The sequence below is a fragment of the Lewinellaceae bacterium genome (assembly GCA_020636105.1).
Classification (GTDB): Bacteria; Bacteroidota; Bacteroidia; order Chitinophagales; family Saprospiraceae; genus BCD1.
In genome coordinates this window covers 269,370-293,502 of record JACJYL010000002.1, presented here as the reverse complement: position 1 = coordinate 293,502, position 24,133 = coordinate 269,370, and the positions used below count along the sequence as shown (strand labels likewise).

26 protein-coding genes are annotated in these 24,133 nt (G+C 42.9%); 5 read left to right on the top strand and 21 right to left on the bottom strand.

Annotated elements, in window-relative coordinates:
• Positions 1-45 precede the first annotated feature (45 nt).
• The 7 genes from H6571_18600 to H6571_18570 all read right to left on the bottom strand — a co-directional run bounded on the left by H6571_18600 (position 46) and on the right by H6571_18570 (position 5,899).
• Positions 46-207, bottom strand: a complete 162-nt coding sequence (locus H6571_18600; GenBank protein MCB9325754.1) for a hypothetical protein — start codon at positions 205-207, stop codon at positions 46-48.
• A 54-nt stretch (positions 208-261) separates the two neighbouring features.
• On the bottom strand, positions 262-426 hold the full coding sequence (locus H6571_18595; protein ID MCB9325753.1) for a hypothetical protein: 165 nt from the start codon (positions 424-426) through the stop codon (positions 262-264).
• A 41-nt stretch (positions 427-467) separates the two neighbouring features.
• Complete coding sequence (locus tag H6571_18590) at positions 468-1,658, bottom strand: hypothetical protein (protein ID MCB9325752.1); 1,191 nt, start codon at positions 1,656-1,658, stop codon at positions 468-470.
• A gap of 149 nt (positions 1,659-1,807) precedes the next feature.
• Complete coding sequence (locus tag H6571_18585; protein MCB9325751.1) at positions 1,808-2,266, bottom strand: DUF2141 domain-containing protein; 459 nt, start codon at positions 2,264-2,266, stop codon at positions 1,808-1,810.
• A 30-nt stretch (positions 2,267-2,296) separates the two neighbouring features.
• The gene (locus H6571_18580; protein ID MCB9325750.1) at positions 2,297-3,028 is read right to left on the bottom strand and encodes an SDR family oxidoreductase; all 732 of its coding nucleotides are present in this window, start codon (positions 3,026-3,028) and stop codon (positions 2,297-2,299) included.
• Between the two features lie 56 nt (positions 3,029-3,084).
• On the bottom strand, positions 3,085-4,668 hold the full coding sequence (locus H6571_18575) for an aromatic amino acid lyase (protein MCB9325749.1): 1,584 nt from the start codon (positions 4,666-4,668) through the stop codon (positions 3,085-3,087).
• 64 nt (positions 4,669-4,732) lie between these two features.
• Entirely contained in the window at positions 4,733-5,899 is a 1,167-nt protein-coding gene (locus tag H6571_18570) for a class I SAM-dependent methyltransferase (GenBank protein ID MCB9325748.1), read from the bottom strand.
• Positions 5,900-6,067: 168 nt separating this feature from the next.
• On the opposite strand from H6571_18570, the gene H6571_18565 reads away from it, so the two are divergent.
• Genes H6571_18565 through H6571_18555 form a run of 3 tightly spaced genes read left to right on the top strand, consistent with a single transcriptional unit; the run spans position 6,068 to position 8,248 of the window.
• Positions 6,068-7,051: a hypothetical protein gene (locus H6571_18565; protein MCB9325747.1), complete on the top strand. Its 984-nt coding sequence runs from the start codon at positions 6,068-6,070 to the stop codon at positions 7,049-7,051.
• The gene (locus H6571_18560; protein ID MCB9325746.1) at positions 7,048-7,281 is read left to right on the top strand and encodes a hypothetical protein; all 234 of its coding nucleotides are present in this window, start codon (positions 7,048-7,050) and stop codon (positions 7,279-7,281) included. Before H6571_18565 ends, H6571_18560 begins: the two co-directional genes overlap by 4 nt.
• Before the next feature lies 1 nt (position 7,282).
• Positions 7,283-8,248: a hypothetical protein gene (locus H6571_18555; protein MCB9325745.1), complete on the top strand. Its 966-nt coding sequence runs from the start codon at positions 7,283-7,285 to the stop codon at positions 8,246-8,248.
• A 56-nt stretch (positions 8,249-8,304) separates the two neighbouring features.
• On the opposite strand, the gene H6571_18550 is transcribed toward H6571_18555, so the two are convergent.
• The 14 genes from H6571_18550 to H6571_18485 all read right to left on the bottom strand — a co-directional run bounded on the left by H6571_18550 (position 8,305) and on the right by H6571_18485 (position 19,774).
• Positions 8,305-9,615 carry an AMP-binding protein gene (locus H6571_18550; GenBank protein ID MCB9325744.1) on the bottom strand — a complete coding sequence of 437 codons (1,311 nt, stop codon included), beginning with the start codon at positions 9,613-9,615 and terminating at the stop codon, positions 8,305-8,307.
• Between the two features lies 1 nt (position 9,616).
• Positions 9,617-9,997, bottom strand: coding sequence for a hypothetical protein (locus tag H6571_18545; GenBank protein MCB9325743.1), 381 nt, complete (start codon positions 9,995-9,997; stop codon positions 9,617-9,619).
• A gap of 2 nt (positions 9,998-9,999) precedes the next feature.
• Positions 10,000-11,052, bottom strand: coding sequence for a hypothetical protein (locus H6571_18540; GenBank protein ID MCB9325742.1), 1,053 nt, complete (start codon positions 11,050-11,052; stop codon positions 10,000-10,002).
• A gap of 18 nt (positions 11,053-11,070) precedes the next feature.
• A complete protein-coding gene (locus tag H6571_18535; protein ID MCB9325741.1) occupies positions 11,071-12,267 on the bottom strand; it encodes a beta-ketoacyl-[acyl-carrier-protein] synthase family protein in 1,197 nt (398 codons plus the stop codon).
• A 55-nt stretch (positions 12,268-12,322) separates the two neighbouring features.
• Positions 12,323-12,583 carry an acyl carrier protein gene (locus H6571_18530; protein MCB9325740.1) on the bottom strand — a complete coding sequence of 87 codons (261 nt, stop codon included), beginning with the start codon at positions 12,581-12,583 and terminating at the stop codon, positions 12,323-12,325.
• A 52-nt stretch (positions 12,584-12,635) separates the two neighbouring features.
• A complete protein-coding gene (locus H6571_18525; protein MCB9325739.1) occupies positions 12,636-13,208 on the bottom strand; it encodes a 3-oxoacyl-ACP synthase in 573 nt (190 codons plus the stop codon).
• Positions 13,208-14,374, bottom strand: coding sequence for a beta-ketoacyl synthase (locus tag H6571_18520; protein MCB9325738.1), 1,167 nt, complete (start codon positions 14,372-14,374; stop codon positions 13,208-13,210). Before H6571_18520 ends, H6571_18525 begins: the two co-directional genes overlap by 1 nt.
• Positions 14,362-14,784, bottom strand: coding sequence for an acyl-CoA thioesterase (locus H6571_18515; protein MCB9325737.1), 423 nt, complete (start codon positions 14,782-14,784; stop codon positions 14,362-14,364). Before H6571_18515 ends, H6571_18520 begins: the two co-directional genes overlap by 13 nt.
• 7 nt (positions 14,785-14,791) lie before the next feature.
• Complete coding sequence (locus tag H6571_18510; protein ID MCB9325736.1) at positions 14,792-15,523, bottom strand: hypothetical protein; 732 nt, start codon at positions 15,521-15,523, stop codon at positions 14,792-14,794.
• Positions 15,524-15,549: 26 nt separating this feature from the next.
• Positions 15,550-17,754 (bottom strand): carboxypeptidase-like regulatory domain-containing protein, encoded by a 2,205-nt coding sequence (locus tag H6571_18505; protein MCB9325735.1) that lies wholly within the window; start codon positions 17,752-17,754, stop codon positions 15,550-15,552.
• Positions 17,755-17,853: 99 nt separating this feature from the next.
• Positions 17,854-18,291: a hypothetical protein gene (locus tag H6571_18500; protein MCB9325734.1), complete on the bottom strand. Its 438-nt coding sequence runs from the start codon at positions 18,289-18,291 to the stop codon at positions 17,854-17,856.
• An 11-nt stretch (positions 18,292-18,302) separates the two neighbouring features.
• The gene (locus H6571_18495; GenBank protein ID MCB9325733.1) at positions 18,303-18,893 is read right to left on the bottom strand and encodes a sigma-70 family RNA polymerase sigma factor; all 591 of its coding nucleotides are present in this window, start codon (positions 18,891-18,893) and stop codon (positions 18,303-18,305) included.
• A gap of 86 nt (positions 18,894-18,979) precedes the next feature.
• Positions 18,980-19,414, bottom strand: coding sequence for a hypothetical protein (locus tag H6571_18490; protein ID MCB9325732.1), 435 nt, complete (start codon positions 19,412-19,414; stop codon positions 18,980-18,982).
• Positions 19,415-19,633: 219 nt separating this feature from the next.
• Complete coding sequence (locus H6571_18485) at positions 19,634-19,774, bottom strand: hypothetical protein (GenBank protein MCB9325731.1); 141 nt, start codon at positions 19,772-19,774, stop codon at positions 19,634-19,636.
• A gap of 507 nt (positions 19,775-20,281) precedes the next feature.
• On the opposite strand from H6571_18485, the gene H6571_18480 reads away from it, so the two are divergent.
• Together H6571_18480 and H6571_18475 are read left to right on the top strand one after the other, a co-directional pair.
• On the top strand, positions 20,282-21,817 hold the full coding sequence (locus H6571_18480) for a hypothetical protein (protein ID MCB9325730.1): 1,536 nt from the start codon (positions 20,282-20,284) through the stop codon (positions 21,815-21,817).
• A gap of 113 nt (positions 21,818-21,930) precedes the next feature.
• Complete coding sequence (locus tag H6571_18475) at positions 21,931-24,102, top strand: hypothetical protein (protein ID MCB9325729.1); 2,172 nt, start codon at positions 21,931-21,933, stop codon at positions 24,100-24,102.
• Positions 24,103-24,133: the final 31 nt, after the last annotated feature.

The following is a 24,133-nucleotide window of genomic DNA, read 5'->3' as shown; positions in this document are numbered from 1 at the left end:
TGGGACCCTGTTGGTGACGGTCAGTGCACTAAGAAGTTGTTTGAATTAAGCCATTAAAACATCTTTGTCCACCTCTACATCATTGTCATCGCATCTCCATGAACTTTCCGCAGCAACAGCTGTGAGGTTCACCATTTCCAGACGCTCTTCGAGTTCGAGTACGTTCAATCCATTTTTCAAATCTTCAGTTTTGCTTACATTCTTCATGATTAATAAAATTTAATGGTTAAAAAAATATAAATATGGTTTTAAAATCCGTTGTTAGGCAGCGATCACGTCTTCTGTTGGAGCCGGGTCACCGTTGTCATCACATCTCCAGGAAGTTTCAGCTGCGATGGCAGAGAGGTTTACCATTTCCAGGCGTTCTTCGAGTTCGAGAATGTTCAAACCTTGTTTCAAGTCTTCGGTTGTGTTTACACTTTTCATAATTGACAGAATTTTAATGGTTAATAAAGAGTAAGATGAATTTATATTTGATTGATAAAGTTTCTTCCGGCTTTGATGAACCTGTAGAGTACCACTATGGTCATTCCTGCGAATATGATCATTCTGAATATTCCTTTAAAATTTTCCCGGGTGAAGAGGCTTGATAAATTGCCTGACTCCAGGTAGTCCTTAAAGTAGACGATCGAGTTCTGATAAAACTTTGTCATCACGATGAAAAAGAAGATCAATAACACATAGTTGGATAAAGAGTATGCCAACAAAGGCCAGTTAATTTTATCTCCTTCGGTTTTATTGGTTTTGTCAAACAAGGCAAAGGGGTATTTAAAAGATCTTTTCATCAGGTTCGGCAGATCAAAGAAGTCAGAATAGATCCAGTAGCCGTCATAGCGCATAAAAGGGATCAGGGAATAAATAACTACGGAGGTATTGGTAAATATTATGGCATTTAGCATGATCGATGCCGTCTCTGATTTATTGGGCGTCAGGGCATAAAAAGCAATCAGAAGCGTGTTGATCAGCAATTGGAAGTAAATGCCTCCACAGTTGATGACTATTCGATTTTTTTTGGTCAACACCCATGCTTTGGTCACATCAGTGAAAAACACGGGGAAGATCAGGTAAAAGCCAAAACTTATGTTTTTGGGAGAGACGTCATACCTTTTACATGCCGTCGCGTGGCCCATTTCATGGGCAAAGAGTATCAATCCGATTACCAGGTAAATGATGCCCAGGTTTCCGGCGGAGAGCAGTACTCTCCCTGCATTGTCTCCAAAAGTGGCTACATTGAAAATATGGTAACCGGTGATGAAAAAAGAAGACAGTAAAAGCACCAGGAACAATTTTCCTTTAAACAAAAAGGTAAAAGGATTGGTAATTTTTTGGAGTAAATTCTCTTTGATGATCTCTGCATTCAGGTAGATGTATCGTGATCTTCCTGTGGATACGATGTCTTCGGGGTTTTTGTCCAGTTTTAGCTTTTCAACGGCTTCTTCCAGTATGGATTCCAGGACATCATCTTCGACATTGATCTCTTTTTTGAGGCGCAGGTAGCTCTTGATTTCTTCTGCACCGCTTTTTTCTTTTAACTTTTGAAGGATAAAATAAAGGATATCCCCGATGTAAAAGTAATTGCCGTTCACTACAGCCACGTATTTTCCATTTTCTGTGGGCGGCAGATCCACCTTTTCAAATAATGCGTATTGAATATTCATGTTTTTTAATTTTTCCTTTTATTTTGGATATTCCGTTATTTCCCTTAAATTGGTATTGCTTACATTCTGATGAACTTTCTGACCCGTGAGCCTTCGGCATTAGCCGTGAAGGCTCATGGTCAGTATTTCCGTTCTTTTTTTATTTTTCCTTAAAAGGCACTTCCCAGTTTGATATCCACCGACTGCCCTTCGCGGTTGAAAGTGAATTCGGATTCATTGTATTTAGGCGCTCTGAATCTCGGCCTTATATTGTTGGAGAATCCGTAGGGTTCTTCCGGGATGCCGAAGAAATTCACGTCCAGTTTGCCATTATTATTCAAATCGTGAAAAATACTTATGGCATAGGTTCCGAATGGCAGGTCGTCAAGATTCACTTTAATACTTCCTGTATTGTTAACTTTTACCGGAATTTCATCCCCTTTTTTCAGGAAATCCTTTTGATTATCAAAAACAGTAATGCGGATTTTACCTTTCTTATTTTTGATATTTTTGATTTCCAGATTGAGCGTCCCGGTGGTTTTATTCAACATTTCTGCCGAATAATCGCTGTTAAAATTGAGGGGGAGTAAAAAACTACCCAGGGCGGCTAAAATTAGTCCTTTGATCATTTTGAATATTTTTATAATTAAACAATTAGGTTAAAAGTCAATTCCACCTCCGTCCACCGACAAGACCTGTCCGGTAATATAACTGGCCTTGTCTGAAACCAGGAACCCTATCAGGTCGGCAACTTCTTCGGGTTGACCAAATCGATTCAGGGGGATGAAATTTTTTATTTTTTCTTCGTCCAGATCCTGGATCATTTCGGTCTGTATGTATCCGGGGGAAATGGCATTTACGGTAATGTTTCGTTTTCCCACTTCTTTCGACAATGCTTTGGTCGCAGCAATGAGGGCGGCTTTTGAGGCTGAATAGTGGGTTTGCCCTTTCATGCCATGGTGGGCCGAGTTGGATACGATGTTAATGATTCGCCCTCTTCGCTGGAGTACCATCTTCTTGAGCACATGGCGGGATACATTGTAAAATCCGGTTACATTGGTATTGATCACATGGTCCCATTCATTCTTATCGATCCAAATGAAAAGGTTGTCTTTTCGGGTTCCGGCATTATTGATGAGGACATCAATGCTGCAATCCGTATTGTTGTCCATCCAATTCATGAGTTTTTCGTCTACCTGGGATGGGTCTGAGATGTCAAATTTCAACAGATCCACCCTTACATTCTTCTTTTCCACCAGCGCCTTGGCTTCCAGGGCTGCCTCTTCATTCGACCGGTAGTTGAGGATGATATTATAACCTTGTTCTGCAAGTTCCAGGCAGGTTGCCCTGCCGATACCTCTCGATCCGCCGGTTACCAGGGCAAACCTCATTGAAGGTGTATCTCTTTTCATGATTGTTTTTTTTATGTTCAGTTAAGCTACCTTCTCTATGCAGGAAGGTATGCATCCACGTCCTGTTCTTTAAGGAATTCAGCCACCTTGTGGGTGAATTCGTACATGATGATGTCGTCTTCAAAAGCGGGTATGGTTTTTCTTAGGTCTTCATACAAACTCCTGGTGCAGGCCGACATCTTGTCCTGTATATTCAGGTAATCGATCGATTGTATGATGGTGCCAAATAACACCGCCGCTATTTCGTAGGTGTTTTGGATCACTTTCTGCGTAATCAGGGCTGCATTGGCTCCCATGCTCACAATATCCTGGTTGTCTTTGTTGCTGGGGATACTGTGGAGGTACATGGGGTAACTTAGGGTTTGGTTCTCTGCTGTGGTCGATGTGGCCACAAATTGTGCCCCTTGCATGCCCAGGTTTAATCCCAGTATTCCCAGGTTGGCGAATGGCGGCAGTATTTTGTTGAGCTGATCGTTCAGCAAAAAATTCAATTGCCTTTCGATAAGCATGGACATCTTTGAGACCGCAATTTTGAGCTTGTCCATTTCCAGGGAAACATAATCCCCATGGAAATTTCCGCCATGGAAAACATTTTGTCTTTCCGCATCAATGATGGGGTTATCGCTGGCTGAATTCATCTCGTTTTCCACTATCCTCACGGCTTCTTCAATGGTTTCTAGGATGGGGCCCAGTATCTGGGGTACACATCGGATAGAATAGTACTCCTGGACCTTTTCTTCAAAAATCTTTTCCTTGGTTTCTCCCTGGTAGAGATGAACTTCCCGTTTTTTCAGGAGCTGGCTGTCTTCCAGGATTTTCCTGAGGTTCGTGGCAATATCCTGTTGTCCGGGGTGGTGTTTCACTCCGTTTAGTTCGTGTGAATAATAGTCGTCGTAGGATTGCACGATCTCTATGATCATGGCCGAAGCCAGGGTCGCCCATTTCAGCAGGTTTCTGCTTTCGATCAGGTTGATGGCTCCGTAGCCGGTCATCGCGGAGGTGCCGTTGAGGATGGATAATCCTTCCCTGATGTGAAATTGTGCAGGCTTTAATCCAAGGGTTTCAAAAGCTTCTTTAGCTTGTTTTTCTTTCCCGTTTATCCTTACCTTACCTTCGCCGATCAGGCACAATCCCAGGTGGGCAAGTTGTACAAGGTCGCCGCTGGCTCCCAGTCCGCCATGCTCGTAGATATTAGGCAAAACATCGTTGTTGATGAGTTCGGTTAACAAATGCAACAAATCGGGATGCACACCAGAATGTCCTTTCATCATCGTGTTGAGCCTGATGATCATCAACGCTTTTATAAACGCTGGTCTGACTACCTGACCCGACCCGGAACAATGGCTTCTGACAAGATTGTACTGGAGCTCCACAAGGTCATCATCCTCTATTTTATATTGAGCCATAGGTCCGAATCCCGTATTGATCCCGTAGATGACTTTGGACCTGGAAAAGTCTGATAAAAACTGGAAACATTTTTCCACCTTTTCAAGGCCTTGTGCCGAAAGCGAAAGGGGGGAGCCGTCAAGTACCAGTCGTTCAATGTCATCAATCCTTAAAAACCCATTGCCTATTGTTACGGCTGTCTGTTGGGTGGTCCCGTTTGCTGCTAATACCATAATCTCATGTTTACGTGTTAAGCCTAATTTTTATTTCTTTTTCAAATTGAGTATTCCTAATGGGTCATTTTTTGCGGTTCAAAACCCCCGAGATGATACTCTGCGGGTAATCTGACCGGTCGATAATATCCAGTCCAGTGGAGCTGATCTGTTCGAAACCGAATTGTTCGAAAATTTCTTCAAATTTTTCCCTTGACAAGATCGGGGAGTGAGCAATCCGGTATTCGGGGTCTTTGAAAAACCACCAGCCTTCCGTAAGTCCGAAGATCACCGTCGTCCAGTCGAGTCTTTTTGAGAGATCGTTGACAAAGAGCCAGCCACCATCTTTTAAAAGGTACTCCAGGTTGGTGAATACGTCCATGATATACGGGGTCGCATGCACCACATTGGTACAGAATAGAATATCGATGTCTTCTTTATTAAATCCTTGATCTGCAATGGGTTTGCTGATGTCTAATCCACCAAATTGCATGAAAGGATAATCGTTCGAAAATTTCTTTTTGGCTCTCCGGGTAAACCCGGTGCTTATATCGGTGAACCAGAATTCCAGGTGTTCGCCGAATGGTTTTATATACTCAAGTACTTTCAGGGTTCCCATACCGGTACCCGAACCGACTTCCAGCAGTTTGATCTTTTTCCCGGGGTTGAGGGTGATCAGTTTTTCTACCTTGTCCCGGACCGCTTCAGCAAGTTTGAGGTTCTGGTAGGTCTGAACATTGTCGCGGTAAATTCTTTCGACTTTTGAAAAATCATTGTTGGGAAACAAAACTTCGAGGTATACTTTTTGCTCGGTGATTACTTCGAAAATGTTACCGAGAATTTCCCTGGTGAAGCTCGCTATCGGCCAAAGATGGTCATTGATTAGCGGGTCTTCCGTGAGGTCATGTTGTTCCACATTTAACAGTCGTTCAATTTGGCTTTTTGTAGTTGCTGCGGTGGCTTTTGGAGTAACCTTTAGTATATTCTGGTCAACCTCCAAGTATTCGTGACGTTCCAGGATGTCCAGCAAAGCAAAAAATAAACGCAAGTGCCTTTCAGATTTTAAAATGCGGCCCCTAAATTCGGCGATCTCTATTTTTTCGCCGGCGTGGTTAAAAAATCCAGCTTGCTGAAAAGCGTTTAGCAAAAGGGAAGAAGTAAATAAATTGATTGTTTCTACTCCTTTGTAATACTGTGCCGTACCTAAAATAAACTGCTCTTCCGTTTGCTGTTGTAATTGTATCGCTTGCATTTTTTTGCTAATTTTTTTGAATTTGCCTGATTAGACAGAATGAGCCGGAATTTGGTTACAAATAGTTACAGGAATTATTAAATTTGCCTTGCGCGGGTGTTTTTTAAAGTCCGCGTTTCTTATTTTATCCCCCTATTGGGCGGGCAAAGGCACCGAAACTACAATTGAATGATTCTCATACTTTCGTTTGATCAATTTGAACAAGGCACTGATCCGGTCATAGACTGGCTGCTGTATTACGGTGCCGATTTTATTCGTATCAATGGTGATTTTTTCCATACCACCCAACGTCGATGGAAAATGGATTTACACCAAAACGACCTGATCCTGGATGACAACATTAGTTTTCAAAAAGAGGTCAATGCCGTCTTTTTCCGGCGTTTTGGCAAAAAAGTGCATCTGGGAAAATCGGCTACGCTCCCCCGTGAGCAGGATCTCCAACGCGAGCTGTCCAAAGAGAATCAATACCTCATCGATTATTTTTACTATACTTTAAAAGACAAATACTGGCTGCCCGGGTATCAGGCCACCGCTTTCTCAGGCAATAAACTCGTCATCCTGAATGAGGCCCGGGAATGTGGGTTTAATGTACCGGAAGCCTATATCATCCGTTCCAAATCGGACCTGAAGGCCCTGATGAAACAATTTGACCACCAGATCATCATAAAGCCGATCAATTACTGTCAGTATTATTTTAAGGATGATGCTGTTTTTACCTCCTTCACGCATCAGCCGGATGAAGAAACCCTGAATGCGCTGCCGGAACAGTTTTTTCCAAGCCTGGTCCAGGAAAAGATCAGGGGAGCCTATGAGTTGCGCATTTTTTACCTTGAAGGAAGGTGTTATACGGAGGTTTCCCTTAACCAGGAGGCGTTGACAGCCACTTCTGATATAAAACTGATTCAGAACCTGAAAACCACTCATTTTGTGCCTTTTAACCTGCCCCTGGATATAGAGCAGCGCATTGATGTTTTCATGAAACGCATCGGGCTCAATACCGGCAGCGTTGATATTATGAGGGATACAGACGGGCAGTACCATTTCATCGAAGTGAACCCGGCAGGACAGTATCTCGCTCCTTCCCAAAAATGTAATTTCCAGCTCGACCGACTGATCGCCGAGCACCTCATTCAAAAAGACAAAGCTTTATGATTAAAGATTATACTTCCGAGCTGTTCCCAAACGTGGAAAAGGAACAAATTCCCATCCAGTATTTCTGTCTCAATAAAATGGAACAAAAGGCGGTGCCGGAGTTGCGAAAGAACATTCGGCTGATCAGCAGTGAGAAACATCAAAGCAGTGGAATTCCCGGCTATGAACTTTATAAGCCTACTTCTCAATGGGATTATCCCGGATTGTTTGATTTTTTGAAAAAAGTTTGATATGTATCTCAAATTGTTTGCACATAATAAATTGGTCAGAGGAAAGGATAAAAGCTGTATTTATGACCTCCACAATAATGATGTGGTGCTGATCCCCAATATTTTTTATGATATCCTGAATGATTTACCGGAACATTCCATTGAGGCGATTCAAAAACAATATGCCCCTGATGAACCCGAAGTTTTTGACCAGTATGTTCAGTTTATTTTGAACAAAAATCTTGGTTTTACGACCCATGAACCTCGCCTGTTTGGCGAACTGGATACCTCCTGGGAGCAGCCCCACCACATTCAAAATGGCATCGTGGAGCATAGGGTTGATTCTCCTTTTGAACTTTCCCGGGTTATTTTGAAATTGGATGAACTGCTTTGTCGCCAGATAGAGCTTCGTATCCTGCCGGGAGAACAACCTATAGATGAACTGACGGCCCAACTGACCCTGCTGAATGGAAAAGTCTTTAGAAATGTCACCCTGTTTTTGAAATATAATGCTTCGATGACCGCAGAAAAGGTGGCAACCCTTTATAATGAAATTCCCAACCTGGGATTTGTTCTCCTTTTTAACAGCCCTGAAACAAGGGAAGTGCCCGGATGCAATGGAAAAGCCCTGTTTTCCAGCCGGCCCATTGAGGATTTTCCTTTTGAAAGCGAAGCCGGGTTTAAAGAAAAATACATCGTCAACATTACTTATTTCATGGAGGCCCTGCAATTCAATCCTTATTACAACCGCAAGGTCGCCATCGATCACCTGGGCAATATCAAAAATGACCTCATGCTCCAACCATCCTTTGGGAATATCAATGATTTGGACTTGAAAGAGGTAATTGCAACCCCGGAATTCCGGGAGTTATGGTATGCTTCCCCGGATAAAATCATAGGAGTCCGGGATTCTGCGCTGCGCTATTGCCGGCATCTGCCTTATGCATTGAGAAAAGTAGAAGATGGGAATTATGAGATTGTGGTATAATTAGTTAGATCCATGTATAAAAAAAGGTGGCCGGGGCGGCCACCTTCTCAACGCTATTAAACCAGACTATAAGAAATATTCCTTTTGTCGACAAAGACTATGGGTTTGCGGTTACCGTTGGGGAAGAGCAGGTTATGCACTTCCTTCTTCGGTTTAATCAGGATATTTGGGGTGACCCTGAGGTTGGTCCGCAGACATTCGATGATTTCATGACGGATCTCCTCGTCCCGGTCATCTGTACCAATGAGAATCAATACATCATCAATTCCTTCAGCATTACTTTTGACTTCAACCTGGTAGTTTTTTACACCGGGTATGGCATTCAGGGTGTTGTAAATGGCCGGGACGAACAGGGTGGTGCCCCTGAATTTGAGCATCTGCTGTTTGCGCCCGATGATGGGGCTGAGTCTTTTGGTGTTCCTGCCACAAGAGCAGGGCTCGCTATAGGCTACACAGACGTCGCCGGTTTTAAACCTTAGCAATGGCATGCCCTCCAGCCCCAGGGTGGTGATGACCAGCTCACCCGGAGCACCGTCGGGAACGGGATGGCCTGCTTTATCCACCACCTCCATGATGAGTAATTCCGGGTGGTGGTGACCGCCCTTCTGGGCTTCACACTCCGTGAATGCGGCTCCCATCTCCGTAGAGGCGTAGGTGGAATAGAGTTCTATATTCCATTTTTCTTTGATGCGCCGGCCCAGGGCATTGTATTCGAAGCCCAGATCCCGAATGCTTTCTCCGATGCATATCGCTTTTTTTACGGATGAGTTTTGGTAATCTATGTTATGGAGTTCGGCGTATTCTATTAGTTTTAGCAAAAAGGACGGTACGATGATGAGGGCGGTCGGCTCCTCACTGAGTATGGCATTCCACTGCATGGCGGGGTTGGCGCTGCCCATGCGAATGAGCCCGGCCCCGAGTTTTCGGGTGCCCATGGCGTAGGCCAGCCCGGCCATGAACCGTTTGTCTATGGTGGTGCATAGTTGGTAAAGTTCGTGTTCATCTCCGCCGGTGCATGCCAGGGAAACGGCTTCATTATAAGCCAGTCGATCCATATCTTTTTCCGTAAGCACCACCGTGACCGGCTGGCCTGAGGTGCCCGAAGTGCAGGCGTAATCAATTATTTGTTCACGCGGCACACAATAAAAATCTTTGTTGAACGCCTGGAGGTCTTCCTTGGTGGTGAAAGGCAGGTTATTCAAATCATCCAGGGTTTGAACCGAATGTTCATCGATCCCGTAATGATCGAACAACCTGCCGTAGAAAGGGGAACGTTCTTTGAGATAGACCAACAGGTTTTTCAGCTGCTGTGTCTGAAAAACTCGAATCTTATCCGTTGACTGTCTTTCGATTTCGGGAATCTTCATGTCAATTGATTTTATATCGTCCGCTAAATTTTACATGAACACCATCTTCGCTTTTTACTACCGCTGCCACCTGCCATCCGGTTTCATCCTTTTCCTGGATGTCCACATCAAGATCTACATTAGGCTGTAGGTTGGGGTTGATAAAAGCAAGAAATTTAGAATGTTTCAGTTGCTCCAGTTCAAGGGGAATATTATAGGTATTCATAATGGTTTCCTTGACCATCTGAAGAATACATACCCCTGGAGTGATCGGGTTGTCGGGAAAATGCCCCTTGTAGATGTCATGGGAGGCATCCAGGGAAATGCGGGCTTTGAAAGCGTCGGGGGTCACTTCATTTTTAATGATGTAAAACAGGTTGTCGAGGAATAAAAATTTTGCCATGATCAAGGTTTTTGCAATAATAAAAAGGTGAAATAATTGCCGGCAAAGCTGTTGATCAACAATATGGTTTCGATATTGCCTTTGACCGTTGCATTGACGGGATCATTTTCCGGTAAGGCCTGGTTTTTCAAAATCTGAGCTCCCATCCATAACCCAAAGGTGGTGGCAGTAGGGTATTCCCCGCAGTATCTTTTGAAATAGAGGTGAGGTACGCCCCTAAACAGGTTTTCCTCTGTTTTCAGGTAGGGCTCCTCGAAAAGATGATCAAAGCCTTTGCCACTCAATACCAGGTCGATGTTGGTATTGACAATATGATTTTCCTGTAAAAAAGCAGCCAGTTTATCCGTCAGTTGTCGACCAGGTTCAGGCAAATAAAGGCATTTTAGTCCTTTCAGCGCCGCGTAACTCTGTTGATTGGGATGGCTGGAGAGCATGAAAAAACCTGATCCTTCGCCTACCGTCCGTTCATTATCCTCATTGGAAAAATAAGCACCTGAATCAAACCCGCTGCTGTTGACATATCCGTATTCGTGGGCTAGTTCGAGATACGTATCCGTCACCACATCAAGACCTCCAACAAGTATGTTCTCACATTCACCGATCTCCATTTGCATGATACCGTCGAGCAGGGCACTTTCAAAACTGAACCCTCTTTGGGTGAGTGTATTGTTGTACCCGTAACATTTAAGTTCCAAAGCAATTTGCCCTGAGGCAGAACTGAGGAGTGAGTTCATAAACATCCCCGGGTTGATGAGTCCTTCATCATTATCGATGAGTTTTTCCAGGATCACCGCGGGGTTGTCGGAAAACGTTTGTCCGACTCCCACTACGATGCCGTCTACTTCTTCCACCCCGGCATCTTTCATGCAGACTTTAGAAGAATACAATCCCATTTTTGACAATTTATCCATGCGCCTGATCTTGCCGGAAGGAATGAATTCGGTGTAAAGGGGTTCATGCGCGGTCACGCAAACCTGTCCTTTTTCCAGGGGGACCAGGGTATTATTTTCCAGTTGAGCAGAAATACAATCTACTCCGTTGATATAGGCCAGCATAATTTTCGCGTTTGAAGGTTAGGAAATAGATGAAATAACCACACTGCTGCAAAATCCTCCCATGCCCACTGCATTGACCAGTACGTGATCCAGATGCGGGAGCCGGGTGAGGGATTCCACCGGTTTGATGCCCAGTTCGGGAATCAGGGTGGTGAAGTTGCGATTGGGAAAAACACTCTTCGTTTCCATCGCCAGCAGACTGATGGCGGCATTGATTGCCCCGGAAGCACCGAGTGTATGTCCGATGCTGGATTTCAGGGAACAAAATGCAGGAGTGTTTTCTCCAAATACAGCCTTGATGGCTGCTCCTTCCGTCACATCATTGTTTTTGGTGGCAGTACCGTGTGTCAGCACATAATCAATCTGATCGGCAGGCAATCCGGTACTGTGGATGGCTTTTTGCATGGACAGCTGGATGCCATAACCATTGTCGGAGATAGCTCCTGGATGGTAGGCGTCATTGGCATTACCAAAACCGTCGAATACGGCGATGGGCCTGTTGCCCGTCTTTTGCAAAGACGCCTCGGATTCTATGACCAGGAAGGCTGCACCTTCTCCCAGGTTGATGCCGTTCCGCGAATCGTCAAAAGGCCGGCATACTTCTCTGTCGAGCAGCAACAGGGAATTGAAGCCGTTGATGGTGAATTTGGAAAGCGCGTCAGTCCCCCCAACGATGGCAGCATCCAGCTTTCCGCTCTGGATCATATTGGCTCCCATGATCATTGAATTGAGGGAGGAGGAACAGGCGGTGGTCACTGTGGTGAAAAAGTCAACATTTCCCAGTTCTCCTGCGATAAATTCGGTTCCGAAGCCGCAATCATTTTTCTGAATGAAATTTTTGGTCTTTTTATGCCGCATGAAATCGGAATAATACTTTTCCGTAAAATCCATTCCTCCAACTGTTGTTCCGGAAATCAGCCCCAGCCTGAAATTATCTGTAGGAATATGGATTTTCTCCACCGCCTCCCTGGCGGCGATTAATCCCAGCAGGCTGGTCCGGTTGATGTCCTTGCGTTTAGTCCCGGTCAGCCTGGACAGCTCCTCGTCGGTCCATTTGATCTCGCCGACGGGGAAGGTACCTCTATGTTTGGTACTGAGGATCTCCATATGGCTCACCCCTGATTTTCCTTGTAACAAAGCTTCTCTGAGTTCGTGTTTATTCATTCCCAGCGAACAAACGACACCCATGCCTGTTATAAACACTTTTTTTGCCATGAAACTGATTTTTTAGTTGATTAATAAATTTAGCCGGCTACAACAGTGGTAGATTTTATGCTTCGGCAGTGGTATGGCTCTGGATGAACTGCGCCAGGGATTGTACGCTGGCAAAAATATCCTGCATATTTTCATTGCTCTCGATTTTAATGCCGTAGTATTTTTCTACGAGTACCACCATTTCCAGGCCATCGATGGAATCCAGTCCCAGTCCTTCTCCAAACAAAGGATCGGTAGGGTTAATTTCTGATGGGTTTACATCAAGGCATAATTCTTCAATAATTTGAGATTTCAGATTTTCGATTAAATTAGTCATTGTTTAATAATTTTAAGGTTGAGAAAAAATTGATGATTTAAAGTGTGTTTTTTTATGAATCGCCCTGTTTTTCCACCAGGGTGAAATGAATATCCGGATCTTTTTCATTTGTCTCAATCCAGCCGGCAATGCAGCATTTCAGGGATTGGTTGCTCATGAGGATATCCACGTATTGTTCAAAGAGTTCGTCGTCATAATTGTCCAGCACAAAGAACACGTTCTCCCCTGATATCCTGTGCCTGATGGCTACTTCCCCGATGGAAATATTGGGCAGGGTATAAACAAACAATCCCGGGCTTGGAAAATCAGAGATGGTTGACTGATAGTTCACATCAGTAGTAAGGCTGGAGCTTCTGTTACCGAAAACAATGCCGATTTCATCCTCCTTGTATCTTTGATTAAACCCTGTGGTATTATTCAAATATTCTGTGCCAATAATGGCGGCCTGGCTTAATGTATCCATCTTAAAAAATTTTTTGTAGTCCATCCCGAGTGCCCGGTAAACCGATTTAAAGAATTCACTGAGGTCAGAAAATGATCTTTCTGCTTTAAAAACCGTTTTTCCATCGAGTAAAATGGAAGACCTGGTGATCCTGCAATGAGATATATTTGTTAAATTTTCCATTATGTCATCTTTTGAAAAAGTACGGCTGCATTGCACCCCCCAAATCCGGAGGATGTTTTGAGGCAACTGTACAATGGTTTTTCCGTGACTTCCCGAATGGGCGTGATCTTTTGGGGAACATCGCTTTCGGTGAATCCTTTGATCGGAATCAGTTGGTTGTGTCTGAGTGAATAAACGGCCAGGATGGATTCCAGTAATCCGCTAGCGCCCAGGGTATGACCGAAGTAAGGTTTCAAACTGTGCATGGGCACTTCGCTCAACTCAGACCGGTGGATTGCCCAGGATTCCATGGCATCGTTATACAATGTTGCCGTTCCGTGAGCAGAGATAAAATCAGGGGTATTGACCTCGTCGGTTTCGGATTGCAACACTTTTTCAATGCATTGAAACAATCCGTTTCCCGTCCTTGAAGGAGCTGAAATATGGTTGGCATCGTTGGAAACAGCTCCCTTTACCACCTGGATTTTTTGTTTATCATCTTGTTCGGCCAGGGTGAGTACCAGCGCTGCTGCTGCTTCCCCTATGTTGATGCCTTTCCTGTCTTTGCCAAATGGTTTGCACGTTTCTTCATCCAGGGCATTGAAAGAATCAAAGCCCGAGAGTGTGAATTGAGAAACCAGGTCACCTGCTGCCACCACTATATTTTTCCATCTGCCCTGTTTTAAAAACCTGTCCGCGATAATTACCCCCAATAATCCAGAAATACAGGCACTTGAAACCACTATTGGCCGGTGTTGCATATTGAAAAAATCCGCTATAGACCTGGCCAGTTCCGGCAACAACACCCTTTCTGAAGGAAGGTCACTTTCTTTATTTTTATCCAACAGATCAATATTGCCTTTGGTGGTGCAGTAGATCAAAAGGGTGTCGTGATCGGTCAGGTCCAGGTCACTTTTTTGCGCGGCCTCCCGGATGGCAAGAATGCTCATTTTTTCAAGTTTGCTATACTTTGAGGGAACTCCGATTTTCTTAAAGGCATTGTCCACCCGGGTTTCAGCAATGACTCCCGCCCAATATTCCTGGTTGGAGAAAGGAAAACGGTGTGCTTTTAAAGCGGAAACCCCTTTTAAAATGTTTTCGAAATTCTTCTCCGAGGAAAATCCCAGGGGACTAATAATGCAGTCTCCCAAAAGTATAGTCGCTTTGTCTTGATTTAATGTAGCCATTTTTCCTTCCAGGTTTTAAAAAAAGGTGGAATCGTGTAATAAAGTTCGCGTCGTTCATTCAACATTGCCTGTTCGGTGCGGCCTCTGCTGAGCAATTGCTTGTTGGCGGCATCCCGGATCTTGTAGTTGAAGATCACTTTGGCAGCTTTGGAATCCTCAAAGGTGGTTTCCACCAGGATCTTTTGGCCATAGACTAGCGGGCGCAGGTATTCTACTTCCATTTTGGTAATGGGCACAAAAATGTCCTGCGCCAAAAAGTCCGCATAATCTATGTTGAATTTTTTGCCAAAATAAGTTCTTCCTTCTTCGAAATAGATGGCATAATTTCCATGCCAGACGATCTCGTAGGAATCCACTTCATTGAATCTGACCGCTACTTCTGCCGTTGCACTTAAAGTTTTTATGCTCATTGCTGTATTACTTGCAATATTTCATATTTCTCTTTGCGTCATCCGAGCCCCAGTGAGGATTGATGTTGTATTTACCGGAGGCTTCTTCGGCTTTTTGTTCTGCCTCCAGCAATTCTAATGCTCTTTGATTGTACTCGCAACCTTTTTTAACATCTCGGCCAAATTGTGGTGGTGCTTTGAAATAACTCTGAGCCAGTAAGACATATGCTCTCGGGTTGTCATCTTTCAGTGCTTCGGCCTCTTCGAGATATTCTTTGGCTTTGATGGAGTATTCCATTCCACGCTCCATAAAGTTTACTTTAATCCGTGAATAAGCGATCATGGCCTTGAGTACCAATACTTCGGATTGAACAGGGTTGCGCTCCAGCATTTTAGCCAGGGTCAGTTCTGCCTTATCGCCCCATTCGTCTACTTTATTTAAATCACTTTCCACATAAGCAAGGTAAGTATAGGAGAGGCTTGCGTAATACAAAGGCTGCCATTGGTCCTTTTCAGTATTGGCGATTCTCTCGAAAGTAGCACTGAAGTTTTTAAAATTTTCAGCAACACGATCTGAATTTTCGAGTTTTTTGATATTTTCTTCCATGACGGAGAAATAATCCGCTGAAGGCCCGCTCGTATTGACAGCTTGTGTGTCCGTACGGATGGTTTCATTTGAAAGGATTGAATTACTTGTGGTTGAACAGGAGATCATTACGGTGATGATGACAAATCCTGCGAAAAGTTTAAAAGCGTTCATTTTTCTAAAGTTTTAAAGTAAAATAATTAATTTAATTCTCTGTCGATGATATCATGTGTTCTGTCTATCCCGAAGTTCATGAAGAAGCCCAGGAAAACGAAAGTATCGTTGGTGGGCAGGATAGCCCTTCGTTTTGAGTAGTCTGTTGAACTGTATTCATAACCAAACACCTGTTCTGTTCCCAGTAAGTTCGAAACCGTCAGTACAATTACCGAAAAGCTGTTGCCTATTTTGGGCAGGTAGGCTAAGTTTAAGTTAATGTTGTGATAATCTTTAGTCCTGTCTGACAGGAAAAATTCATCCGGTTGGTTGGGGTTGAAGTAGGGTCGTCCGTTGGCGTAAGTGTAGGTCATTCCGAAATTCACGGATTGTTTTGGAAAATACTTCTTCAGGGTCAACGAAACCACATGGTTGCTCGCAAAAGTCGGTTGAGCGGCAATGGGGTAGTTGAGGTAGTCCCTTTTGGTGTCGAGGTATGAATAGGACAGCCAGTATTCGATGACCTTCAGTGTTTTTTTGTCTTTCCAATACAATTCCACTCCCTGGGCGTATCCGTCTCCCGTGCTGTTGATTTCCGGCGTGTACTTTACGAGGTTTTCATAGTCTTTGCGGAAAGCTTCCAGGCGGAAGTAGCGATAGTTCGTTCCTTTTTTATACCCAAGAATATAATGAGCACTCTTGTACAGGTCCAGATCCTTCTTGAGGTAGAGGTATTTATATTCCGGCTTTTGGTAAAAAATACCATACGAACCGTACACCTGTTCATTTTTGTTGAGCATATAGGTAGTGGTGAATCTTGGCGCTAAGGTTATCTGGTCATTTAGCGAAAAGTGTTCTGCACGAGCCCCTGCCCTGAAGCTCCATCGTGATCCGACGAGTTGTTCATATTCTGCAAAAAGCGAGGCGTATCGGTCCTGCAACCTATCGGAATTACTTTCTTCCTCTTCAGTATTCAGGGACTGCTGGTAATCGCCTCCGAAATCCAGTTTTGATTTTTTGAAATTCCGTGATAAAACCGTCCGCAATTGCAGTAGCGCAGCATCCTGGCCTATTGAAATATCGGAGACGGTATCATGCTCATTATCCTCAATGATGGAGGTAAACCCAAAGTTGTCATAATTGGCTGAAAAGCCGGCCCCCAGGTATATCTTCCAGTCCGATGGAAAAACATTGGTATAGGTTGCCTGGGAGAATAAATACTTATTTTGAAGGGTTGTCTGGTTCAGCAGTCCTGTATTATCGAGGTCATGGTTTTGTATGGCCATCCTGTTGGCGCCAACACTTCCGTAGTATTTCAGCATGCCGGCTGGCCCTGTTTTACGTTTGTAGTTGAAGGTAATGTCCAGCATTTCCGGGGCTTTGATGAAGTCTGTGTTTAACGGAAGTACATCAAAAACCAATCCCAGATTGAGGTAATTAAAGGTGGCCCCATAGGTACTTTTGGCGTCATTGCTGAGCAGCTGGGCTCCTCCTTGTAAGAACAGCGGGCTTATTCCAAGATCTGCACTGCTTTTTACCGGAAGGTCTGTTGTCTCGAGGATCAACGCCCCCGAAGTGGCTTGCCCGTAGAGGGCTGAATATCCTCCCGAACTAAAGAATGATCCCTGGAACATATTGGGGGAAAACCGGCTCGATGAAGCCATATTCTTTGGACTGCTGTTGGAAAATTTGTCCACTCTCAGCCCATCGATAAAGGTCTGGGTTTCATTGTTGGTTCCACCCCTGATGAATAATCCGCTGCTCTCACCGATCGGCTGGACTCCCGGCAAAGCCCTGAATGCACTCATGACGTTTGCATCCGTGGCAATGGTCAGGATTTCCAGCTGATTCAGTACGTTGGTTTTTTGTTTGTCACTAGTTTTGAAATTTTTAATTCCGAGCACCATCACATCATCAATGCTTACCGCGCCTTTTTCTACCTGGATATCAAAATAGAGTGAATCCTTATCCCCGATGAAAATCGGAATTTCCTGTCTTTTATATTCCAGCGAATAAACTACAAGCACCTGGCTGTCTCTTTGGAAGGAATGGAAGACGAATGCTCCATCGATATCCGTGTAAGTCCCTTCGTAGGTATTTTCTATCTGCAGACTGACACTGATGGCGGGGTCTCCTTTCGGTTCATGGACTTTTCCGGAAATGACAACATGATTTTGAGGGTCGGATTGTCCAAAAATTACGGTGGTCAGGAACAAACAGGTTATTGTGAGTAATAATTTTATTGATTTCATGATTGTTTTATTTCGAAAATATCAGAATAGTCTGGTTACATTTTTGCCCCTGTATGACAGGACGAGCCGGGCGGTTGGTTACAAAAAAGTACAAAAAAATCACACCATCAGTAACCTCATCTCGCACTCGGCGATTTTTTTGCCTGAAACGAATGCCCGGAACTTCGCCACACTCAGTCCTCCATGGTCTGAGACCGCTTCAGCCCTGGTGATCACTTCCTGGCCTACCCTGGGCAGGCTGATGATATCCAGGTCCCTGACCACCACTAAAAAACCCATAAATTTCCGGGAACTTTTCAGGGATTGTTCATAAGCCATTTTGAGCGCCATGGACTGTGCCATGTGTTCGATCAATCCGGGTTCCTGCAATTCATTCTCCGTCACAAATACGTTGTTAGATCGGATGGTGAGGCCGGCGATTCCGGCCTTTTCCGAACACATGTATAAGGAATCGACCATTACAAGGGGAGGCCTGTGTGGAATATATCTGGTCACTTCTTCGGCCTTTACGATGGCGGTGTTAACTTGATTTATCATAACCTGGATATTCAATTGATGTAACGTAATGTTTCCACTTCTGTTCCAAAACGGTTCGTCAGGACGGTTTTAAACTCTTTTCTTGCCCTACATAACTTTACTTTTACATTTGACAAGGTAAAGCCGGTCAGGTTGGAGATCATCTCAATCGTTTTGTCCTGGAGGTAAAAAAGGTTCAGCAAAGTGGCATTATCCTGATCTACTTCTTCGCTTAAGATCATTTTAATAGCCTGATTATCAAGCACTCTGTCAGTATTTTGAGCATAGGTGGTCAATTTGTTGGAGATCAAATGTCCCTCCAGTTCCTTTTTTAGCCGTATGTATCTTTTTTTGTCGGACAGGTAATTGAGGCTTTCTCTGGAAGCGATGGTATAGATCCAGGTAGTGAATTTGCTGGAGAACTGGAATTTATCCAGGTTTATAAAAGCTTTGAGGAATACGTCCTGGACTATTTCTGTCCTGTCTTCCGGATCATCGATAAATTTGCCCACCACATTGGAAACGTAAGATTTATGGCGACGGTATATTTCAGAATAGGCATACTCTCTGCCTTTTACGGCCATGCCAATAAGGTCGTAATCAGAATATTTGCGATATTCCATAATTAATTTTTTTGAAATTAGTAAAAGGTGAATTCGATTGTTATGTTTTGTTTTGATGCGTTGGTGTTGCGGAGCGTTTGTTGCTGTCAGTAAAATCTGACCCAATAGCCCCAGGGGCGTTTTTCAAAAGGATAGGCTCCTTTTCGTATTATACCCTTGGGAGACAGTTCGTTTTTACACCCTGAAGGAGCATTGACCATTACGTCTTCTCCTACGATAAAATGCTTTTGTCCAAAGTAGAGTTTCTTGATCTTTTCGTCCATTCCCTTGTATAAGAAAAACATCTCGACATTTCCGCTTGGTTCAACATAAATAAGTGCGATTCCATCAAAATCTTCAAACTTTTTGTTTATAGCCAGTAAGTCTGTTCTGTTGATGACCTGGATGCGACATATACCAAAATTTTTACATCCTTTACTCAACATTCCAAACTCTATGCCTGCCATAAATTCCGTCCGTTTGGAAGGTCGCTTGATGGCGATCGTTTTATCGCCTATTTTATGTTTCGTTGTCATTGTCATGATTCTTGTTTTTCTTTTGATACGGTAAAATTACACTGAAAAATGGCGCACAAACAGGACAAAAATACTAAAAACGCTTATCTGCTAATTGTAGGTTTTTTATGGATTTTAAAAATTAATTATTTGATAATCAAGTTTTTAGTTTTGTTTAAATCTTTATTTTTTTGTTCTTGGATTTTATCCTGGCGGTATTTTTTGCGGATAGTAGCAGTAAAAATTTTACCCGCCGGTAAGCTCAGTAATAATAATTTCGTTTTTTTCATGCCCCGACTGAATAACTGGTTTGTTTGATTTTCCGTTAAAGTCTGCTGGAGAAAAAGTTAAAAACAAGCTGATGAAAATACTGATAATGGTTCCCATGATGATGTAAGTTTAAGTGGTGAATTGTTTTGCTTTACGATTACAAACTTACAGGCAGAAATGGGGGTGGGCACGGACAGCTTCACGCCAAACGCTTAATTAAAAACAATTAATTTAAAATAAAGTCATTTTGTTAAGTTGTTGATTATTAATAAATTATGCAAACAACAATTTTATATAAACGCTTCCGAAATGATTTATTTTTTTATATCATAAAAACTGTTTTTGGGGGAATTAATTTTTGTATTATTTTAATATTCCAGTCTTTTAAGCTTCATGTAATTGGTTTTTCAAAATAAATAGTTATTATTATTGCTGTGATGGGTACTTTTATTTTAAGTTTTCTTTAAAGATTTTACCGCTATCTTCAGAATTTAAGAGGGAGTTGATTATATTTGGGAATAACACTTAAAATAAAAAGACAAGGTCTGTCTTAACATTTTTGAAGGTTTAAATTCACCCGTACTATTTTTTAACAGCAAACCCCCCGTTGTTGGGTAAATTAGTATGAACAAACTTAAAGAACTCGCGCTTATTCTGAAAAAATACCGCCAGGACTACATCCGGGTATTAGGGAATCCCAGTTGTAATGGGTCGCCCTCCAAACAAAGCAAACTTGAACGGTTTTATGAAATGCTTTCCAACGAGGAGTTAACTACCGATGAAGATGCGGCCAGGGCCCTCGGTTTCCAATCCAGCAATACCGGCAACTATCGAAAGCTGAAGAGCTATCTTAAAAAAGAAATGCTCAATACGCTTTATTTTCTTGATCCTAAACATTTTGATGAACGCGATAATGCATTCCAGGAATGTTTCAGAAACTGGACGGCTATTAAAATTCTGTATTTGCGGCAGGCTCGTTCTACCGCTGTAGCTTTGAGTAAGCAGGTGTTGAAAATTGCTCTAAAACACGAGTTTTCCGATATAGTGGCTGACATTAGTTTGTATCTGAGGGAACATTACAGCACGTGGGAAGCGGATTTGAAACAACTTGAATTTTACAATAACCTTTACCATGAGCACATTGAAATAAAACTGGCCAAGGACACCGCTTTTGAGTATTATGGATGGGTAATGTATAAATTGAAGGTGCAGAGTCCTAATGAAGAAATAAGCCGGTCGGCCCTTGAATATTACAAAAAACTAAAACCGTTGCTTAAAAAATTCGACAACGGAACCATCCATCTTTATGGCTGGTTTATATTATTGATCCATTACCTGATCCTCAATCAATACAGGGAAACCCTGAAGGTCTGCGAAGATGCCATCGATTTTTTCGAGAAAAAGCAGGAAGTGAATAACATTGCCATCGGTGCTTTTCTCAATCAGAAAGTTACCTGTCACATCCAGCTAAAACAATATGAACAGGGACGGAAAGCCATCGAAAAAGCCAAGAAACTCACCCAAAAAGGCAATTTCAACTGGTACACCCGACAAATTCACGGGTTTATGCTGGCCATGCATACCAAACATTACCAGGAGGCATATTTGATCTACAGGGAGTCTACGCATGATACTCATTTTAAATTTATGCCCTCAAACATCCGGGAAAACTGGGCCCTTTTTGGGGCATATGTGCACTACCTGATTAATTTAGGCAAAATAATACCGGTGGCCGGGGAAAAGGAATTCTCGAAATTCAGGCTCGCCCGCTTTTTGAATGATGTTCCGGAATATTCCAAAGATAAAAGGGGGCTTAATGTGCCGATTTTGATTATTCACTTCCTGTTCCTGATCGATCAGGGCAATTACGACGCTGCCTTTGAACGGCTCGAAACGACAGAAAAATATTGTTCACGATATTTAAAAAAGGACGAAACCTTTCGGAGCAACTGTTTTATAAAAATGCTGATGCAAATGCCCATTTCAGGTTTTCACAAAACGGCGACCCTGCGAAACGCCAAAAAAATCCGTGAAAAACTGGAAGAGGTGCCACTGGATTTCGCCAACCAGGCTCATGAGGTGGAAATCATCCCATATGAAGATCTTTGGGAATTTGCAGTGGATTCCCTTGGAAATAAACGACAGGATGGCCTGGGCTAAAGCAACCCGTCATTCTTTGCAAGGGAAACTACAATTCGATGTTATTTGCTTGTGTGCTTTGTTGTTTTTAAGTAAATTAAGGCAGGCTTATCTAAATAAAAAAAACAAAGAAAATGAAAACACAACTTACCACACTTTTGGTCCTGTCTTTTTTTGGGATGACTTCTCTTTTTTCACAAAATTCTTTAACCATTATCGAGACCGATGTTTGGGGAGGAGGTGGTTTACACTCCGGTTCCATTGAGGAAGCTGTATTTTCAGTGGAACCTAAAGGTATTTATATGGAAGTCAATATGTATTTGACTTTTAATGCCCTTGGTTCAGGATATGAAGGGGAGAATAATCTAGAGATAGTACTTGATTTTAATCTTCCTTCGGGGGCCATCGTCCATGATTCCTGGTTATGGTTACCGGATGATACGACCATTGTAAAAGCGGATGTCTATGATATAAGGGCTGCCTATTTGGCGTATGAGACTATTGTGGAAAGGGCTCATGATCCTTCCATGTTATTTAGAAAGGAAAACGGAGGATATCAGCTCAGAATTTTCCCCCTGGAGGGGGAAGGCAGCAGGAAAGTAAGAATATCTTATCTGTCACCCACCATCTGGTCAGGAAATTCTGTTGAAACCTGGCTGCCGCTTCAAATATTGAATAGTTCGAATGATCCTTTGCCTTCCGTCAGGATTCTTACCCTTCCAGATACGTTGTGGGAAGGGCCTTTGCTTAAAAGCTCTGAAAATATTACATTTGAAAGTTATACTGACCCCAATTTTGGTGAAGTGCTGAGTGCTGAAATTCCGAATGAATTATTTGAAATGCCTTTTAAATTTTCAGTGGATTCACCAATATCTGAAGCGGGGATTTTTGCAGGAAAACTCATTGATGGCGCAGATCAGTTTTATCAAATAGCTTACTTCCCACCCGAATTGGAACAAGCGGAAGAAAGTAAAAATGTAGTCGTTTTGTTTGATCACAATCCAGACAACGCACATGTAAATAAAATGGGATTGTTTGAAACAGCAAAGGAAGCTCTGAGGGAAAATCTAAACGACCAGGACAGTTTTAATGTAATATTTTCAAAGCCAAGTGGCAATCAGTTGTTGTCAAATGATTGGATCTCAGGGGACGAAGCATCAATTAATGCAGCCTTTTCCCAGGTGGCTGATCCTATCAATGATTTTTCCAATTTGATTAGTCTATTGCATGACGGAATTTCTTTTATTAAGGAGCATGGGGGCGAGGGGGATATCGTGCTGATAGCCAACACCAATAATCTCGGTTACAATCAATGGAGTACTTTGACGGAAGAAATTTTGAACCAGATCGGGCAGGATGCTATCAGGATCAATATTGTTAATTATCAAACCTTAAATACTTATTCCAATTGGTGGTGGTCCGGACAATACACTGTTGAATACAACCACCGGCGTTTATATGAGCAGCTGACTTATGAAACCACGGGTGCTTTTTACAGTGTTACCTCAGGGACTTTTAATGTTTGGGAAGGCATGGCTTTGGCCTTTTCAGAGATCAGCCCGGAAGATTATTATTTCGACTTCAATGTTTCATTGGGTAATGGATTGACCTATAACCGGTTTAATCAACATTATTACGGACAATCAGTAAACCCCGGAAAACCCATCCTCCAGGTGGGCAAATTCATTGGCCAGTTTCCAATGACGGTTAATTTTATTGGAGGATCCGGTGGAGAATTTATTGCTGATACCAGGTCTTTAAATGAGGATCAAATTCTTACCATGGATACCTTGTCAAGGGAGATTTGGACTGGGCACTACCTAAAACAATTGGAAGGGTTAGCGGTGGGAAACAATGACGACATTGAAATAATAAATTTGAGTAAAAAGGAAAGAGTGCTTTCCAAATTGACTGCATTTCTGGCATTGGATATTGAAAACGGCGGGGAACCCTGTCTGGATTGTTGGGGAGAGATATGGTTAACGGTTGACACGGAAGAATCCGAAACCGCTGATGAATTTAAAATCCTGGCTCAGGCCAACCCAAACCCATGCTCTGACGGATGCCGGATCAATTTTGAATGGAGTGGCGATTACAATGGTGAGGTTATTGACGCCGAAATTTTTGATGCTTTTGGCAAATTAATAACCACCATCGACACAAAAACCTTAGCAGATCTGGGGAAAATGGAATGGTTTTGGGATGCTTCCGATAAAAATGGCCGGCGGCTACCTGATGGCATTTATTTTCTGACGATCAAATCCCAGGCAGGGGTACAAACATTAAAATTAATGCTCTTGAAATAATTTTTAGCATTTTAGGCTCATTCCAATTGTT

What these genes read in the sequence shown, in the direction of transcription:
- H6571_18600 (MCB9325754.1), bottom strand. Translation starts at nt 207, where the DNA reads ATGAAGAATGTAAGCAAAACTGAAGATTTGAAAAATGGATTGAACGTA.
- H6571_18595 (MCB9325753.1), bottom strand. Translation starts at nt 426, where the DNA reads ATGAAAAGTGTAAACACAACCGAAGACTTGAAACAAGGTTTGAACATT.
- H6571_18590 (MCB9325752.1), bottom strand. Translation starts at nt 1,658, where the DNA reads ATGAATATTCAATACGCATTATTTGAAAAGGTGGATCTGCCGCCCACA.
- H6571_18585 (MCB9325751.1), bottom strand. Translation starts at nt 2,266, where the DNA reads ATGATCAAAGGACTAATTTTAGCCGCCCTGGGTAGTTTTTTACTCCCC.
- H6571_18580 (MCB9325750.1), bottom strand. Translation starts at nt 3,028, where the DNA reads ATGAGGTTTGCCCTGGTAACCGGCGGATCGAGAGGTATCGGCAGGGCA.
- H6571_18575 (MCB9325749.1), bottom strand. Translation starts at nt 4,668, where the DNA reads ATGGTATTAGCAGCAAACGGGACCACCCAACAGACAGCCGTAACAATA.
- H6571_18570 (MCB9325748.1), bottom strand. Translation starts at nt 5,899, where the DNA reads ATGCAAGCGATACAATTACAACAGCAAACGGAAGAGCAGTTTATTTTA.
- H6571_18565 (MCB9325747.1), top strand. Translation starts at nt 6,068, where the DNA reads ATGATTCTCATACTTTCGTTTGATCAATTTGAACAAGGCACTGATCCG.
- H6571_18560 (MCB9325746.1), top strand. Translation starts at nt 7,048, where the DNA reads ATGATTAAAGATTATACTTCCGAGCTGTTCCCAAACGTGGAAAAGGAA.
- H6571_18555 (MCB9325745.1), top strand. Translation starts at nt 7,283, where the DNA reads ATGTATCTCAAATTGTTTGCACATAATAAATTGGTCAGAGGAAAGGAT.
- H6571_18550 (MCB9325744.1), bottom strand. Translation starts at nt 9,615, where the DNA reads ATGAAGATTCCCGAAATCGAAAGACAGTCAACGGATAAGATTCGAGTT.
- H6571_18545 (MCB9325743.1), bottom strand. Translation starts at nt 9,997, where the DNA reads ATGGCAAAATTTTTATTCCTCGACAACCTGTTTTACATCATTAAAAAT.
- H6571_18540 (MCB9325742.1), bottom strand. Translation starts at nt 11,052, where the DNA reads ATGCTGGCCTATATCAACGGAGTAGATTGTATTTCTGCTCAACTGGAA.
- H6571_18535 (MCB9325741.1), bottom strand. Translation starts at nt 12,267, where the DNA reads ATGGCAAAAAAAGTGTTTATAACAGGCATGGGTGTCGTTTGTTCGCTG.
- H6571_18530 (MCB9325740.1), bottom strand. Translation starts at nt 12,583, where the DNA reads ATGACTAATTTAATCGAAAATCTGAAATCTCAAATTATTGAAGAATTA.
- H6571_18525 (MCB9325739.1), bottom strand. Translation starts at nt 13,208, where the DNA reads ATGGAAAATTTAACAAATATATCTCATTGCAGGATCACCAGGTCTTCC.
- H6571_18520 (MCB9325738.1), bottom strand. Translation starts at nt 14,374, where the DNA reads ATGGCTACATTAAATCAAGACAAAGCGACTATACTTTTGGGAGACTGC.
- H6571_18515 (MCB9325737.1), bottom strand. Translation starts at nt 14,784, where the DNA reads ATGAGCATAAAAACTTTAAGTGCAACGGCAGAAGTAGCGGTCAGATTC.
- H6571_18510 (MCB9325736.1), bottom strand. Translation starts at nt 15,523, where the DNA reads ATGAACGCTTTTAAACTTTTCGCAGGATTTGTCATCATCACCGTAATG.
- H6571_18505 (MCB9325735.1), bottom strand. Translation starts at nt 17,754, where the DNA reads ATGAAATCAATAAAATTATTACTCACAATAACCTGTTTGTTCCTGACC.
- H6571_18500 (MCB9325734.1), bottom strand. Translation starts at nt 18,291, where the DNA reads ATGATAAATCAAGTTAACACCGCCATCGTAAAGGCCGAAGAAGTGACC.
- H6571_18495 (MCB9325733.1), bottom strand. Translation starts at nt 18,893, where the DNA reads ATGGAATATCGCAAATATTCTGATTACGACCTTATTGGCATGGCCGTA.
- H6571_18490 (MCB9325732.1), bottom strand. Translation starts at nt 19,414, where the DNA reads ATGACAATGACAACGAAACATAAAATAGGCGATAAAACGATCGCCATC.
- H6571_18485 (MCB9325731.1), bottom strand. Translation starts at nt 19,774, where the DNA reads ATGGGAACCATTATCAGTATTTTCATCAGCTTGTTTTTAACTTTTTCT.
- H6571_18480 (MCB9325730.1), top strand. Translation starts at nt 20,282, where the DNA reads ATGAACAAACTTAAAGAACTCGCGCTTATTCTGAAAAAATACCGCCAG.
- H6571_18475 (MCB9325729.1), top strand. Translation starts at nt 21,931, where the DNA reads ATGAAAACACAACTTACCACACTTTTGGTCCTGTCTTTTTTTGGGATG.